The organism is bacterium (assembly GCA_036504735.1).
Lineage (GTDB): Bacteria > Electryoneota > RPQS01 > RPQS01 > RPQS01 > DASXUQ01.
This window is the reverse complement of sequence record DASXUQ010000005.1, coordinates 105053-120012: the sequence shown is the minus strand read 5'-3', so window position 1 is coordinate 120012 and position 14960 is coordinate 105053. Positions and strand designations below refer to the sequence as shown.

Below are 14960 nucleotides of genomic sequence, written 5' to 3'. Positions count from 1 at the left end.
AATTCCTTAGTCGTCCACCTTAGATGGTTTATGCGGGCGTCTGCCGCCGTGCTCCCCGCCCTCTTCACGCTTGCCGTGATGGGAAGACGACGAACGCTCCGGACGCGGACCTCGCGGCGGCTGTTCCTCCATACCTTCGGGAACAGGCAGCAAGGCGCGGCGAGAAAGATCCAACTTGCCCATAGGATCCACATTCACCAGTTTCACATCGACTTCATCGCCGACATTCAGGTGGTCGCTGACCTTCCGAATGCGATGGTGTTCGATTTCGCTAATGTGGAGCAGACCTTCCCGTCCGGGAAGAATCTCAACAAAGGCGCCAAAGTCGGTAATCTTTTTGACCTTGCCGTGATAAACCTTGCCCACTTCGGGCATCTCGACCATCCCGCGGATAATATCCACGGCCGCCTGCACCTTGGCGGAATTGGAAGAGGAAATACAGATGGTGCCGTCGTCTTCGATGTCGATGGACGCTTCCGAGCGGGCGATGATGTCGCGAATCGTCTTGCCGCCGGGGCCGATGATGAGACCGATCTTGTCCGGGTCGACCTTGATGAACTCGATACGCGGAGCGTATTCGGAGATCTCTTTGCGCGGCTCGGGCATGGCTTCGGCCATCTTGCCGAGGATGAACTGGATGCCGTTGCGGGCCTGCTGAATGGCGGTCTTCATCAGTTCCAGAGAAATCCCCTTGATCTTGATATCCATCTGGCAGGCGGAAATTCCGTCCGCCGTACCGGTGACTTTGAAGTCCATGTCGCCGAGGTGATCTTCATCGCCGAGGATGTCGGAGAGAATCGCGATATCAGATCCTTCCTTGATGAGGCCCATGGCGATACCGGCGACCGGCTTCTTGATGGGAACGCCGGCGGCTTCGAGCGCGACGCAGCCGCCGCAGACCGTGGCCATCGACGAGGACCCGTTGGACTCGAGAACTTCGGAGACCACGCGGATCGTATAAGGGAAATCTTCCCAGGAGGGCAGCACCGAATGCAGCGCGCGCCAGGCAAGGTTGCCGTGGCCGACTTCGCGGCGGGACTGGCCGAGGAACTTGCGAATTTCACCGACGGAAAACGGCGGGAAATTATAGTGCAGCAGATACGGCTTGGTGTAGACGCCGTCGAGGCCGTCCACGCGCTGCTCGTCGAACTTGACGCCGAGGGTCACGGTGGCGAGAGCCTGGGTCTGGCCGCGCGTAAAGAGCGCGCTGCCGTGCGTGCGGGGAAGCAGGTCGACTTCCACGGTGATGGGACGGATTTCGGTGGTCTTGCGGCCATCGAGGCGGCGGCCCTTCACAGTGTTCTTGCGAACGACTTTCTGCGTGGCGTCATGCACCCACTGCTTGACGTATTTTTCGGTGTCGGGAAACTTCTCGATGGTCGCCTCAATGGCGTCCATTTCGATTTCCTTCCACGCGTCGCGGCGTTCCTTCTTCTCGAGGATCGTGCAGGACTCGGTCACGCGCTTGCCGAACGTGCGTTCGAGGATGGCATCCAGATCCGTATTGCGTTCCGGGCCGGAAAACTCGCGCTTCGGCTGGCCGGCTTCGGCCATGAGTTCCTTTTGAAGGGCGACAAGGCGCTTGATCTCAGCGTGGGCGCGGGCGATGCCTTCGAGGAACACGTCCTCGGAGACTTCCTTGGCTTCGCCTTCGATCATGATAATCGAATCTTCGGTGCCGGACACCACGAGGTCGAGCACGGATTCTTCGAGCTGCTTGTACGTGGGATTGACGACATACTCGCCGCCGATGAGACCCATGCGCACGGAACCGACCGGGCCCAGGAAGGGCACTTCGGACAGGCTCAGGGCGGCGGAGGTGGCAAGGGTGCCGAGGACATCGGGATCATGCTCGCCGTCGGAGGAGAGCACGTTGATCATCACCTGCATTTCCTGATGGAAGCCATCGGGAAAGAGGGGGCGGATAGGGCGATCCGTCAAACGGGCGCTGAGAATTTCCTTTTCGGAAGGCCGTCCTTCGCGCTTGAAAAACCCGCCCGGGATGCGGCCCACAGCGTAAAGTTTCTCACGATAGTCCACACTTAAGGGCAAGAAATCCGCATCGGTCTCCGCATCGAGGTTCGCGACCACCGTCGCCATCACCACTGTGTCGCCGTAGGTCAGCCAGCATGAGCCGTCCGCCTGTTTGGCCACACGACCGGTTTCCAGTGTCAGGGTCAGGCCGCCCAGCTCCATGCTTTTTCTGAATACCATTCTCTTCTTCTCCACTTCTTCTTCTGCTTCTTTTTCGTCAGCGGCGCAGTTCGAGGGCCTCGACGAGCTTTCTGTAACGTGTAATGTCTTTTCTTGTGAGGTAAGTGAGCAGGCGTCTGCGCTGCCCCACCATCAGCATCAAGCCTCGGCGGGAGTGCTTGTCCTTCTTGTGGACTTTGAGATGCTCAGTCAGATCGTTGATTCTCTGCGTCAGTAAGGCAACCTGAACCTCGGGGCTTCCCGTGTCACCTTTCTGCTGCGCAAACTTCTCGATAACCGACGTGCGCTCGGTGGCCGTGACGGACATTGTTTCCTCTTGTACGTTGTATGCTTGTAGTTGTGATTTGTTCTGTCGAATTGACCGGCGGAAATCTCAGGAGACGCGGCGGACGAGTCCGCGCGACGTCAGGAGATCGGCGCAGGCTTGAACGTCCGCGGCGATCTGCTTCGAGAGTTCCGTCTCCGAGGAGAATTTTTTCTCGCTGCGGATGCGCTCCACGAATTCCAGTTCCAATTCTTCGTCGTAAATATTCCGGTCGAAGTCGATGAGGTGAGCTTCGAGGGAATGCTTGCCTTCGGTGAAGGTCGGATTGTAGCCGATGGAAATCGCGGCGGGGAAGGTCTCGTCGCGCAAGCGGGCCAGCCCGGCATAAATGCCGTCGCGGGGGCTCAGTTTTCCGGGAGACACGAGGCCGAGATTGGCGGTGGGCCAGTTGAGTCGCTTGCCGCGTCCGTAGCCGTGAATCACCATGCCGCGGATGGAATAGTAGCGGCCAAGCCCCTCCGCCGCCACAGCCACCTGGCCGTCGGCGATCAATTCCCGAAGGTAGGTGGACGAGACGATGGTGTCATTGACGCGAGTGGGGTTGACAACGTCCACCGAGAACCCGAGCTGGCGGGACATGGCGATGAGCGTTTCGCGGTCGCCCATGCGGCCCTTGCCGAAGCCGTGATTGTAGCCGATGACGATTTTCTTCATGCCGATGCGTCCCTTGAGGACGATCTGCACGAAATCCGCCGCGCTCATCTGCGCAAGGGTGGGATCGAAATGGACAACCAACGCCTGATCCACGCCGGTCCGGGAAAGCAGGGCGATCTTCTCTTCGGGAGTCGTCAGCAGGCCAATGGGCGCATTGGTTTCGCGCAGCACATGGCGAGGATGGGTGTCGAACGTGAGCACGACACTCCGCAGACTCTGGGCCTTGGCGTCCGTGATCAGCGCATCGAGAATCGCCCTGTGCCCGACATGCACGCCGTCGAAAAAGCCTACCGTCACCGCCGAATCGCGAACATCAACAAAGTTTGACCAGGGACCGCGAAATATTTCCATCTCTTATCCGGATGCGAACTCAAACGAACGTTTCAAAATCTCCGACAGCGGGAGAGCCTGCTCGATCCGGTAGGGACCGATGGCCAACCGTGTCAATCCTGCCAGCGTGCCGCCCACTTCAAGCCGGGCTCCAAGGTCCCGCGCAATGGAACGAATGTATGTCCCGCGAGAGCAGGAAATCACCACATCGACGTCGGGGTTACAGGCGCCGAGCACGCGCGCTTCATAGACCTGCACCGGACGGGGAGCCAGATCCACCGCCTGTCCGGCACGCGCCAGTTTATAACTGCGGCGACCGGCGACTTTCACCGCGGAAACGGCGGGGGGAACCTGCTCGATATTGCCGACGAACTCCGCGAGCGCGGCGGCAATGCGCGCTTCATTCCAGTCATCAAGGGGCACTGCGGGACTATCCACGCCTTCGAGATCGTCGCTGGGAGTCGTGATGCCGAGACGGATGCGAGCGCGGTACCGCTTGGGCAGATCCATAAACTCGCCGGAGCGGGCCGTGGCTTCGCCGCAGAGCACAATCAGCACACCATCCGCAGCCGGATCGAGGGTCCCCGCGTGTCCGACACTTTTGTAGCGCAGCGCGCCGCGCAGTTTGTTGACGACGTCGAAAGACGTCCATCCCAGCGGCTTGTTCACCGACAGGATGAGGCCGGGTGCTTTCACACCTGTTCGATGGACACGGTGTCCGGAGTCATTTCCAGCGCAGACAGCAAAATGGGAATCAGGCGCTCGCGCACCGATTCGAGGGTGCCGCGCATCCGGAAGCCCGCCGCCTTTTCATGCCCGCCGCCGCCGAGACTCTCGGCAATGACGGCAACATTGACGTGGCTTTTGGAGCGCAGCGAGACGCGGATCTTGCCTTCCCACGTTTCACTCATCAGGACGGCAACCTTTACGCCGCGAATGGAAAGAGCGGTGTCCACCACCGTATCGGGGTCTTCCACGAGATGTTCGAGGCGCGTAAACAGCGTGCTGATGGCGCCGTCGGCGAACAGTTCGAGGGTAGAGTAGATCGCGCCCATGGAGCGCACGTCCGCAGGAGCGATGTCGTAATACATGGCATCGGTGATGCGGAAGATTTCCGCGCCGGCATCGGTCAGGTCCGCCGCCATACGGTACACGCTTGCCGTGGTGTTGGAATAGCGGAAGCGGCCCGTGTCGGTGAGCAGACCGGCAAACAGATTATTGGCGATGCTCTGCGTCAGATCCAGGTCCAGCGCGCGAAGCAGGTCATACAGCATCTCGGCTGTAGCCGCGCAGTGCTGACTGACGAAATTGACGGCGCCGAAGTCATCGTTGGAAAAGTGATGGTCGATATTCACGATCAGCGCGCCGGAGGCGATCAGATGCTGCACATCTCCGATACGGGACAGACCGCCGGCATCCACCACAACGGCCACGTGAAAGCTCTCGCTGACCGCTGTTTTGGGAAAGGAAATGATGTGCTCCGCGCCGGGGAGCAACGTGAGCCGCGCGGGTACGTCATCGCCAAGGAGCACCTGCGGGTCCGCGCCGAGTTGCAGCAGCATTTCACGCACGGCAAGGGCGGAACCGATGGCATCGGGATCGGGATGAATATGCGTGGAGATCAGCACACGGGCTCCGCGCACCGCCTGCTTAAACGCGTCGAGGTCCGCCGGAGCAAAGATCACGCGTTCTCTCCGCCGTCTTCAGGACTTTGGATTTCGCGAGCCTTCTTAAGCAGTTCCTCGATGTGCGCGGCGCGGGCGGGCGTTTCATCATAGATGAACCGCACTTCGGGGTGCTGGCGCATGACGAGGCGCTGGGCGATTTCGTGGCGCACGGCACCCTTGCGCGCGTTGAGCAGCTTCTGGACGTAGGGTCCGGTGCGGGTTTCGTCGCCCCCGAAGACGCTGAAGAAGATCTTCGCCGTGGTGAGGTCGTCGTTCACTTCGACATCGGTGATGCTGACCATCACGCCGTCGGGCAGATCCACTTGGGCGCGCAGAATCTCCGGCAAGTCGCGCAGAATTTCGGCGGCGATCCGGAGCGGGCGTTTTTTGCCATTGGGGGCATCGGGTCTGCGCATCGGCTTGCTTACTCGTAGAAACGGATTTGAGAATCAATGACCAGCAGGCGCGGATCATTTTCGACAAAGGACAGAACCGCGCGCAACGACTCTTCCACTTGCGCCGCGGCGGAGCCGGCACAGGACACGATCAGTCCGCCGCGCTGCCACTTGTCGCCAAAGTCCGCTTCGGCGACGGAGACATTGAACCGGTGGCGCAGGCGTTCCTTAATGGACGTCATCAGGCTGCGGCGGTCCTTCAACGAGTGGCTGGTTTCAAAGTGCAGTTCGGCCGTCAGCAGGCCGAGGCAGTGCTTCATGCCGACGTCTGTTCGAGCTTCCGCTTGACTTCGACGACCTCAAAGACTTCGAGCGTATCGTTGGGCTTGATTTCGGGATTGCCGTCGAGGCCGATACCGCAATCGAAACCTTGCTTGACTTCGCGCACGTCATCCTTGAAGCGGCGCAGCGAGGAGAGCTTGCCGCGCCAGATTTCGCGTCCATCGCGCAGCAGGCGAACCTGACTGCTGCGAAGGATTTTTCCGGAGACCACGAAACTGCCGGCGATGGTGCCGATTTTGGGAATGACGAACAGCTCGCGGATCTCGACGAGGCCGACGACGTCCTCACGCGTATCGGGAGCCAACATGCCCTCGAGCGCGGCGCGGATGTCATCTTCCATTTCGTAAATCACGCGGTAAACGCGGATGTCGACCTGCTCGCGGCCCGCCAGTTCACGCGCCTTGATATTGGGATGCACGTGGAAACCGAGGATGATCGAGCCGGTGGCGGAGGCCAACAGCACGTCACTCTCGGAAATGGCGCCGACGCCGCGGTGCACGATGCGCACGGCGACTTCACTGGTGCCCAAACGCTGAAGAGTATCGGAAATGGCTTCGACGGAACCGTCGGCGTCGCCCTTGATGATCAGGGACAACTCACGGACGCCGCCTTCCTTGATGCGCTGGGATATCTGATCGAGACTGAGCATGTGGATCTGGCGGAAGGTCTGCTCGCGCTGCAGGATCTGCCGGCGCATGGCGATCTCCTTGACTTCACGTTCACTCTCGAAGACGACGAAGGTATCACCGGGCTGCGGCGCACCGGAGAAACCGATGACCTGAATGGGATGACCGGGGAAAGCCTTATCCCTGCTCTCGCCCCACTCATTCAGCAGCAGACGCACCTTGCCGTATTGCTGTCCGGCGACGAAGTTGTCACCGACACGCAGCGTTCCCGCCGTAACGATGACGGTAGCCACAATACCGCGGCCCTTGTCGAGACGATTCTCGAGCACCGTGGCGCGGGCATGGCGGTTGGGATTGGATTTCAGTTCGAGCAAATCGGCGCAGAGCAGCACTTCATCGAGCAGGTTGTCGAGACCCTGGCCGAACTTGGCGGAGATCTCGGCACTCTGCACCTTGCCGCCCCACTGCTCGACGAGCACATTGTGCTCCGCGAGCTGCTGGCGGACGCGTTCTGGATCGGCGCTGGGTTTGTCGACCTTGTTAATGGCGACGACAATCGGCACACCGGCGGACTGCGCGTGGCTGATGGCTTCGAGCGTCTGCGGACGCACCTGATCGTCGGCGGCGACCACGAGAATCACGATGTCTGTAATCTGCGCGCCGCGGGCACGCATGGCGGTAAAGGCTTCGTGGCCGGGGGTGTCGAGGAAGGTGATGGAGCGGTCGTGGTAGACGAGTTCGTACGCGCCCATGTGCTGCGTAATGCCGCCGCTTTCGCCGGCGGTGACGGACGTCTTGCGCAGGTAATCGAGGAGCGTGGTCTTGCCGTGATCGACGTGGCCCATGACGGTCACAACGGGCGGACGCGGGATGAGGTCTTCCGGAGCTTCGGCTTCTTCTTCCTCAATCTCCTCTTCTTCCTTACCCGTGGTGAATTCGACTTCGAATCCGAACTCGTCGGCGATCAACTCGATCAGGTCCTTATCGAGACGCTGATTGATGGACACGAGCTTGCCCATGCTGAGGAACTTGGCGATGACGTCGCTGAATTCCACCCCCATGAGATTGGCCAGTTCCGACGTGGTGACGAATTCGGTCAAGCGCAACTTGTTATCGTCTTCCGCGAGGACCTCCGTACCGCGTTCGCGGCGGCGATGGCGCTGCTTCTTGGACGCATCCATCGAAGCCAGAGTCTGCTTAATTGTAGCGGCCACTTCCTTCTGGTCCACGCGCTTGCGACGCTGCTTGCGGCGGGCCGGGCTGTCGAGTTCCTCAACCGTAACTTTACGGTATTTTTCGGACTTCTGGGCGGCCAGCAGTTTCTTCTGCTTTTCCAGAGCCTCAATATCTTCTTTGGTAGGACGGCGGCGCGGCGGTCCTTCCTTGGGCTTGTTCAGCGGCGGCCTTGGAGCACCCGGACGTTCGGGGGCACCCGGACGCGGCGGACCACCTTGCGGTCTGCCGGCTTCACCGGTGCGCGGCGGACCCTGCGGTCTGCCACCGTCACCGGGACGGCCCTGACCCTGCGGACGGCCTTCACCCGGACGGCCTTGTCCCTGTCCTTGCGGCCCCTGATAACGCGGGCGATCTCCACCCGGACCCTGCGGACGGCCTTCACCGGGGCGACCTTGCCCCTGACCTTGTCCCTGATAACGTGGACGATCTCCCCCCGGTCCTTGCGGACGACCGTCACCGGGGCGGCCTTGTCCCTGACCTTGCGGTCCCTGATAACGCGGGCGATCTCCACCCGGTCCCTGCGGGCGGCTGTCGCGCCCATCCTGCGGCGTGCGGGGCCTTCTGGGCTCCTGATCACGGGAGGAAGGTTGATAGGGCGCGCGCGGCGGCTGTTCTGCTGCGGGAGCGGCAGGCTGGCGACCCTGAGCCTCGGTGGGCTTTTGAGCAGCGAGACGTTCGGCTTCGGCGCGTTCGGATTCCCGGCGCTCGGCTTCGATGCGTTCCGCTTCGCGGCGTTCGGCTTCACGGCGCTCGTTTTCCTCGGCGACCTGACGGGCGCGTTCCGCGTCTTCGGCGATTCGGCGCTCCTCGGCGATCTTCTCGGAATCCTGCTGTTCGGTCTGCTGCTGAGCCTTGCGCGCCCGCTCCTGCTTCTGTTCCTGAACCTGGCGGATGAGCGTTTCGGCGGCTTCCGTCGCCTGTGTCGCCAGATCATCGAGAATTTTGAGTGATTGCTCGGTCCGCGCGCGTTCCGCCTCGGCACGACGGTTATCGTCTATGACGCGGGTTTCATCTTCGAGTTGACGCTGCCACCGGGCGGGATCAAACTTCTTGATCACCTCCACGTACATTTCTTCGGTGAGGGCCGACATGTGCTTTTTGGGCACGTCAAAACCCCGGTCCTCGAGAAACTCGACGATGGCCGGTGTCGCAACATTCAATTCTTTTGCGACCTGATAAACCTTCTTCTGCTTTTCAGCGGTCACGCAGTATTGCCTCGTTATCCTTCCGATTCCGCCGCATTCGGGCGGCCATCCGACTCATGTTCGTGCTCGTGCTCGGAACCGGCATGAACTTCCTGCAAGTTCTCCGCCTCGGAGTGCTCGCTGCGGTCGGAATCCTTGTCATTCGCTTCTTCAAAATAGGTGCTCAATACTTCCAGAGTGTGGCGCACCATCTCCTCATCCATGCCTTCGATTTCGCGGAGCTTCTCGGCTCCGGCATCGAGGACGGATTCGGCGGACTCGTACCCTGCGCCCTTGAGCTTCTCTTTGACGTCATCGGACAGTTCAACCACTTCCGCGACGGAGAGTTCTTCGGGGGCAAGATATTCCGATTCCTTGATGGGCTCAATCTGGTAGCCTGTGAGCTGGGATGCGAGGCGGATATTCTGCCCGCGGCGGCCAATGGCGAACTGAATCTGGTCGTCCGGCACTACCACCGAGGCCGAGCGGGCCTCTTCATCGACCATTACCAGCAGCGGAGTCACCGGCGCCATTGCGCGCTTGATGAAGATCTCCGCATCGGGGCTCCAATGTACTATATCGATTTTCTCGTTGTTCAGTTCCCGGACCACAGCCTGAATACGCACACCCTTCATGCCCACGCAGGCGCCGACGGGGTCAATGCGCTTATCGTGGCTCATGACGGCGATCTTGGTGCGGTCGCCGGCTTCGCGGACGATGCCTTTGATTTCGATGATGTTGTCGAAGATTTCAGGCACTTCAAGTTCAAACAGGCGGCGCACGAACATGCCATCGGCGCGGGAGAGAATAATCTCCGGCTCCTTGGTGGTGCGGCGGACTTCCTTGATGATAGCGCGAATGCCTTTGCCGCGTACGTATTTTTCGTTGTAGATCTGCTCATTTTTGGGCAGCAGAGCATCGTGGCGGTCGAGATTGACACGGATTTCGCGGCGGTTGATCTGGTGGATTTCACCGGAGACGACTTCACCGACGCGGGCAGAGAATTCGGAATAGATATTCTCTTTCTCGATCTCTTTGATCTTCTGCGTCAGATTCTGCCGTGCGGACGTCACAAGGCGGCGGCCAAAATCGTTCAGCGGGACCAGTTCGGCGTATTGATCGTCAATATCCAGATCCGGATCCAGAGTCAGGGCACGGGAGAGGGGAATCTGCGTGACCGGATCGGTGAGATCGTCATCATCCACGATGGTCTTCTCGCAGAAGATTTCGATGTCGCCCTTTTCCAGGTTGAAAATCACATTGAAATTATCGGCGCTGCCGTATTTCTTCTTGATCATGGAAAGGAATACGCCTTCGATGATCTCCTGAAACACGTCTTTATCAATGTTTTTTTCGCGGAGGATCTGGCTGACCGCTTCAACGATGGGAGCGTTCATCACTTCGACTCCATACGTGGTGGTTTGAACTCTGGGAGAACATGTGCCGACAGCACATCGCTATAACTCAACTTCCATTCCGTCTTCTCAGCCGTCAGGGCAATGCCGTCGAGGTTGGCGGACATCAGTCGGCCGCTAATTTCCTTGGGTCCCTTCTCCCCCGGGACCTGCACTTTGAGCAATCGTCCCACGTTCTTGACAAACTGCCATTCTTCACGAAGGGGATAGTCGAGGCCCGGCGAGCTGACTTCCAGCCGGTATTCTTCGGCCAGCAGACGCTTTTCGGTGATCAGATGTTGAATTTCCCGGGTGAGACGGACACAATCGTCAATGGAAACGGCACCGCTGCGGCGGTCGGCGACGGCACGCAGCATGAGGCGGCCAGCATGTCCTGAAGTGTTGAACTCGAGGAGAATGATGCCCTCATCTTCGAACAATTGACGGATTTCGGACTCGAGCCGGTTAGAGGAATGCGGCAAGGGTAAACTAAAGTTTCGACATAGGGTAAATAAAAAGTGGGCGTGGCCCACTCTTTGAAAACACCTAAATATACGGAAAAAATGGACGAAAAGCAAACAAGCAGCAGTTACTCGAGGTTGTCGAGGTCGCGTTTGGCCTGCGGAGTGATCGATGCTTCAGCATATTTGTCGCGGATCTGCTGAAGATCGTGAACTGCTTTATCTTTCTGTCCCAATTTCAGATAAATGCGGGAAGCCTGATAGAGTGCCTGAGAAGCGTAAACGTTCTTGGAGTATTTTTCTGCCGTTTCTTCATACACTTTGGCAGCTTCGGAGTCATTGCCCTGGGCTTCGTAGGTGGCCGCCAGACCGGCCATGGCGGCGCAGTCCATCTGGTCATCTACCGAGAAGTCCTTCAAATAACCTTTGAATTCATCAGCAGCCTGAGTAAAGTTACCTTTTTCAAAGGCAATGCGGGCAAGGAAGTACTTGGCTTCGCCGGCAGCCGAACCGCCTTCGCCGATGACCTTCTGGAAGGCCGTGCGGGCGTCCTCGTACTTGCCCGAGCCGAACTGCATCTTGGCGATGGTCAGATCGTAGCTCTCTTCGAGGCGAGCATTTTGGATGGTATGGCGCAGCAGGATGACGCCGAGAATGACGACGACGACTCCGCCGACGACACCGAGGACGAGCCTTTGGTGGGTGGCGTAGAACGCCTCTGCCTTGTACGTAAACTCGACTAACTTGTCCTGCTTCAGTTCCTTCTTGGTCAGGCGACCTTTTGTTTTCGCAGAAGTTACTTTGCTCATTCCATTCCTCAAGGCTATCTCGTTTGGTCAATCGGGGCCAATGGCCGCGCTGTCATTACTTCCGCCGACGGGTCAGGTGTTCTTATTCCGTCGGGCTGTACCCCCGAGAGGACTCGAACCTCCGACGCAGAGTTTAGGAAACTCTCGCTCTATCCATCTGAGCTACGGGGGCGTAGGTTGCAAGCTTTGAAATTACAACATTCCCAGCTTAAAATCAAGCCCCACATCACAACGTCAATCCGGAAGGGCTTTTCCGGGGTTGAAGATGCCGACAGGGTCGAGGGCCTGCTTCAACCGTCTCTGAGCCTCCAATTCGGCGGGGCTCTGGGCCAGAGCGACGTAGCGCCGCTGAACATGACCGATACCATGCTCGCCGGAAATGGTGCCTCCGAGGCTCACGGTGAGGCGGAAGACCTGCTCGATGGCGGCGGGGAGTTCATTCTCCCACTTGTCATCGGAAAGATCGGCCTTGAGGATGTTGCAGTGCAGGTTGCCGTCTCCGGCATGGCCGTAGCAGATCATCCTTAAGCCCCAGCGATTGCAGATCTCATGGACGCCTTTGACCAGCGCGGGCAGATTGGAGCGCGGAACGACCGTGTCCTCCTCTTTGTAGGCACAGATGGACTTGACCGATTCTCCGGCGCTGCGGCGAAGATCCCAGATTTCGGTCTGCTGCGCGGCGGTCTCGGCGAGGAACACATCCACCGCACCCTGCTCATCGAGCACTTCGGCGATAATTTCCATATCGGCATCCAGCGCGGCCTCCTGATTGCCGTCGACTTCGATCAGCAACACGGCGGCTTTGTCGGAAAAGCGCACATGAGTGCCGCGATGCTCTTCGATGGCCTTGAGGCAATCCTGCTCCATGAATTCGAGCGCGCAGGGCACCACGCCGCGCGCCATGATGGCGGGAACAGCGGCAGCAGCGGCATCCACGGTATCAAACGGAGCGAGCAGTGTGCGGCGAAATTTGGGGAGCGCGAGCAGCTTGAGAGTGATCTCGGTGACAATGCCGAGAGTGCCTTCACTGCCGACGAGGAGCTGCACCATGTTGTAGCCGGTCACATCCTTGAGACGCTTGCCGCCGAAGGTGGCCAGAGCGCCGCCGGAGAGCACGGCTTGCAGACCGTAGACGTAATCCTTGGTGACGCCGTATTTCAGCGCACGCGGGCCGCCGGCATTTTCGGCAATGTTGCCGCCGATGGTGCAGGAGCCGCGACTGGCAGGATCAGGCGGATAAAAGAGACCGCGAGCCTCGACGGCTTCCTGCAGATGCTGGGTAATGACGCCGGGCTGCACGACGACGAAGAAATTGCGCTCGTCGATCTCGAGGATGCGGTTTATGCGCTCGAGACTGAGCACGATGCCGCCGCGGGTCGCCAATGCGCCGCCGGAAAGCCCTGTGCCGCCACCACGGGGGACGATGGGGATGCGCTCGACTTCGGCCAGGCGGACAATTTCCTGAATCTCGCGGGCATCCGATGGCTTCACTACGACCTGCGGCGCAAAGCGCAGATCTTCGGTTTCATCCTGCTCGTATTTGGAGAAGTCATCGCTTGATGGCAAGAGCAGATGGCTCTCACCGACGATGTCGGCCAGTCGTTGTATCCAAAGATCCTGAGACATTAACGGTAGCGCACCTGAAAATCGTGGTACGAGTTCTCAAAGGGCAAGTCGACGGTGGCAACTCCGGTGACATGAGCGGAGCCGGGGCCTTGCTTCATGGCTTCGACGAGTTTCTCGACGTCCTCTTTTGCGCCCTCGATTTCCGCTTCGACGCAGCCATCGGCGAGGTTGCGCACCCAGCCATGCAGTTCGAGTTCTTTGGCATGTTCGACGACAAACCAGCGGTAGTTGACTCCCTGCACGAGACCGGAGGCAATGGCTTGAACACGGATCAGTGTTTTGGTACGCTGTTGCACGAACGCCTCTTATGGTTTCAGGCGGGACATCATGCGGGGGAAGGGAATTGTTTCGCGGACGTGAGGCAGGCCGCAGACCCAGCCGACAACGCGTTCGAGACCAAGGCCGAAACCGGCGTGGGGCACGCTGCCGAAGCGGCGCAGATCCAGGTACCAGTCGTAGCCTTCTTCCGGCAGATTTTCTTCGTGGATGCGTTCGATCAGTTTGTTCAGATCATCTTCACGCTGCGCGCCGCCGATGATTTCACCGCGACCTTCGGGGGCGAGCATATCGAAGCCGAGGGCGAGCTTGTCATCCTGCGGATCGCGCTTCATGTAGAAGGCCTTGATGGCCGACGGGAAATGATGCACCATGACCGGGCGGTCGAACTGGTTGGAGACAATGGTTTCTTCATCGCCGCCGATGTCATCGCCCCAGTTGAACTCGATGTTGTTGGTGCGCAGAATTTCCACGGCCTCAGTGTAGGTGATGCGCGGGAAGGGTTTCTGAATGCGTTCGAGGAAGGACACGTCGCGCTCGATGGCCTTCAACTCTTCCTGCCGCGTCTCGAGCACCCGTTGCATGATGAAGACGATCAGGTCTTCGGCGAGGTCCATGTCACCGTTGAGATCGAGGTAGGCGACCTCGGGTTCGATCATCCAGAACTCGGTGAGGTGGCGGCGGGTTTTGGATTTTTCGGCGCGGAAGGTGGGGCCGAAGGTGTAGATTTTTCCGAAGGCCATTGCGCCCGCTTCACCATAGAGCTGACCGGATTGCGTCAGATAGGCCTTCTCACCGAAGTAATCGGTTTCGAACAACGTCGAGGTTCCCTCACAAGCGGACGGCGTGAAGATGGGCGGATCGAAGAGGGTGAACTGGCGCTCATCGAAGAAATCACGGATGGCTTTGACAATCGTGTGCCGGATGCGCAGAATGGCATGCTGGCGGCGGCTGCGGATCCAGAGATGGCGATGATCCATGAGGAACGCGGTGCCGTGCTCCTTGGGCGAAATTGGGTACTCATCGGCGAGCGCCACCAGTTCTAAAGACGTCAACTGCAGCTCGTAACCGCCGGGTGCGCGCTTGTCGGCATGCACCTTGCCGGTGACGATGAGCGAGGATTCCTGCGTGAGCTTGCCAAGAGTTTCGAAGGCGGCTTCGCCGACATCCGCAAAGGAGGCCACGCACTGCATGATTCCGGTGCCGTCACGGACGACGACAAACCAGATTTTGCCGGAAGATCGTTTGTTGTAGACCCAGCCCTTAATGGTTACAATCTGGCCGTCGTATTTGCCGGCGTCTTCGATGTAAATATGGGGAGCGCTATCCATGGAATAGATTCTTTCGGATTTCGGTATCGTTCTGATTAGAAAATGGCGGGCACGACATGTCGTGCCCCTACGACAGATTCGTGCCGTGAT

At 59.3% G+C, this 14960-nt stretch carries 14 protein-coding genes and 1 tRNA gene; all 15 read right to left on the bottom strand.

All coding sequences use genetic code 11. The features are described from left to right. Positions 1 to 6: 6 nt before the first annotated feature. The 15 genes from VGL38_02345 to asnS all read right to left on the bottom strand — a co-directional run bounded on the left by VGL38_02345 (position 7) and on the right by asnS (position 14870). On the bottom strand, positions 7 to 2214 hold the full coding sequence (locus VGL38_02345) for a polyribonucleotide nucleotidyltransferase (protein HEY3294257.1): 2208 nt from the start codon (positions 2212 to 2214) through the stop codon (positions 7 to 9). A 37-nt stretch (positions 2215 to 2251) separates the two neighbouring features. Continuing rightward, a complete protein-coding gene (gene rpsO / locus VGL38_02340) occupies positions 2252 to 2521 on the bottom strand; it encodes a 30S ribosomal protein S15 (protein ID HEY3294256.1) in 270 nt (89 codons plus the stop codon). A 66-nt stretch (positions 2522 to 2587) separates the two neighbouring features. Continuing rightward, complete coding sequence (locus tag VGL38_02335; protein HEY3294255.1) at positions 2588 to 3544, bottom strand: bifunctional riboflavin kinase/FAD synthetase; 957 nt, start codon at positions 3542 to 3544, stop codon at positions 2588 to 2590. Between the two features lie 3 nt (positions 3545 to 3547). After that, on the bottom strand, positions 3548 to 4219 hold the full coding sequence (gene truB / locus VGL38_02330) for a tRNA pseudouridine(55) synthase TruB (protein ID HEY3294254.1): 672 nt from the start codon (positions 4217 to 4219) through the stop codon (positions 3548 to 3550). Beyond that, positions 4216 to 5208, bottom strand: coding sequence for a bifunctional oligoribonuclease/PAP phosphatase NrnA (locus VGL38_02325; GenBank protein HEY3294253.1), 993 nt, complete (start codon positions 5206 to 5208; stop codon positions 4216 to 4218). Before VGL38_02325 ends, truB begins: the two co-directional genes overlap by 4 nt. Next, positions 5205 to 5606: a 30S ribosome-binding factor RbfA gene (gene rbfA, locus VGL38_02320; GenBank protein HEY3294252.1), complete on the bottom strand. Its 402-nt coding sequence runs from the start codon at positions 5604 to 5606 to the stop codon at positions 5205 to 5207. Before rbfA ends, VGL38_02325 begins: the two co-directional genes overlap by 4 nt. Positions 5607 to 5614: 8 nt before the next feature. After that, positions 5615 to 5905 (bottom strand): DUF503 domain-containing protein, encoded by a 291-nt coding sequence (locus VGL38_02315; protein ID HEY3294251.1) that lies wholly within the window; start codon positions 5903 to 5905, stop codon positions 5615 to 5617. Further along, on the bottom strand, positions 5902 to 8994 hold the full coding sequence (gene infB / locus VGL38_02310; GenBank protein ID HEY3294250.1) for a translation initiation factor IF-2: 3093 nt from the start codon (positions 8992 to 8994) through the stop codon (positions 5902 to 5904). The genes VGL38_02315 and infB overlap by 4 nt, the downstream gene beginning before the upstream one ends. A gap of 14 nt (positions 8995 to 9008) precedes the next feature. After that, positions 9009 to 10370: a transcription termination factor NusA gene (gene nusA, locus VGL38_02305; protein HEY3294249.1), complete on the bottom strand. Its 1362-nt coding sequence runs from the start codon at positions 10368 to 10370 to the stop codon at positions 9009 to 9011. After that, entirely contained in the window at positions 10370 to 10807 is a 438-nt protein-coding gene (locus VGL38_02300) for a hypothetical protein (GenBank protein ID HEY3294248.1), read from the bottom strand. Before VGL38_02300 ends, nusA begins: the two co-directional genes overlap by 1 nt. Before the next feature lie 149 nt (positions 10808 to 10956). Continuing rightward, positions 10957 to 11637, bottom strand: a complete 681-nt coding sequence (locus VGL38_02295; GenBank protein HEY3294247.1) for a tetratricopeptide repeat protein — start codon at positions 11635 to 11637, stop codon at positions 10957 to 10959. A gap of 98 nt (positions 11638 to 11735) precedes the next feature. Next, positions 11736 to 11809, bottom strand: a tRNA-Arg gene (locus tag VGL38_02290). A 62-nt stretch (positions 11810 to 11871) separates the two neighbouring features. Then, complete coding sequence (locus tag VGL38_02285) at positions 11872 to 13263, bottom strand: FAD-linked oxidase C-terminal domain-containing protein (GenBank protein ID HEY3294246.1); 1392 nt, start codon at positions 13261 to 13263, stop codon at positions 11872 to 11874. Continuing rightward, on the bottom strand, positions 13263 to 13559 hold the full coding sequence (locus VGL38_02280) for an acylphosphatase (protein ID HEY3294245.1): 297 nt from the start codon (positions 13557 to 13559) through the stop codon (positions 13263 to 13265). Before VGL38_02280 ends, VGL38_02285 begins: the two co-directional genes overlap by 1 nt. Before the next feature lie 9 nt (positions 13560 to 13568). Next, on the bottom strand, positions 13569 to 14870 hold the full coding sequence (gene asnS / locus VGL38_02275) for an asparagine--tRNA ligase (GenBank protein ID HEY3294244.1): 1302 nt from the start codon (positions 14868 to 14870) through the stop codon (positions 13569 to 13571). Positions 14871 to 14960 lie beyond the last annotated feature (90 nt).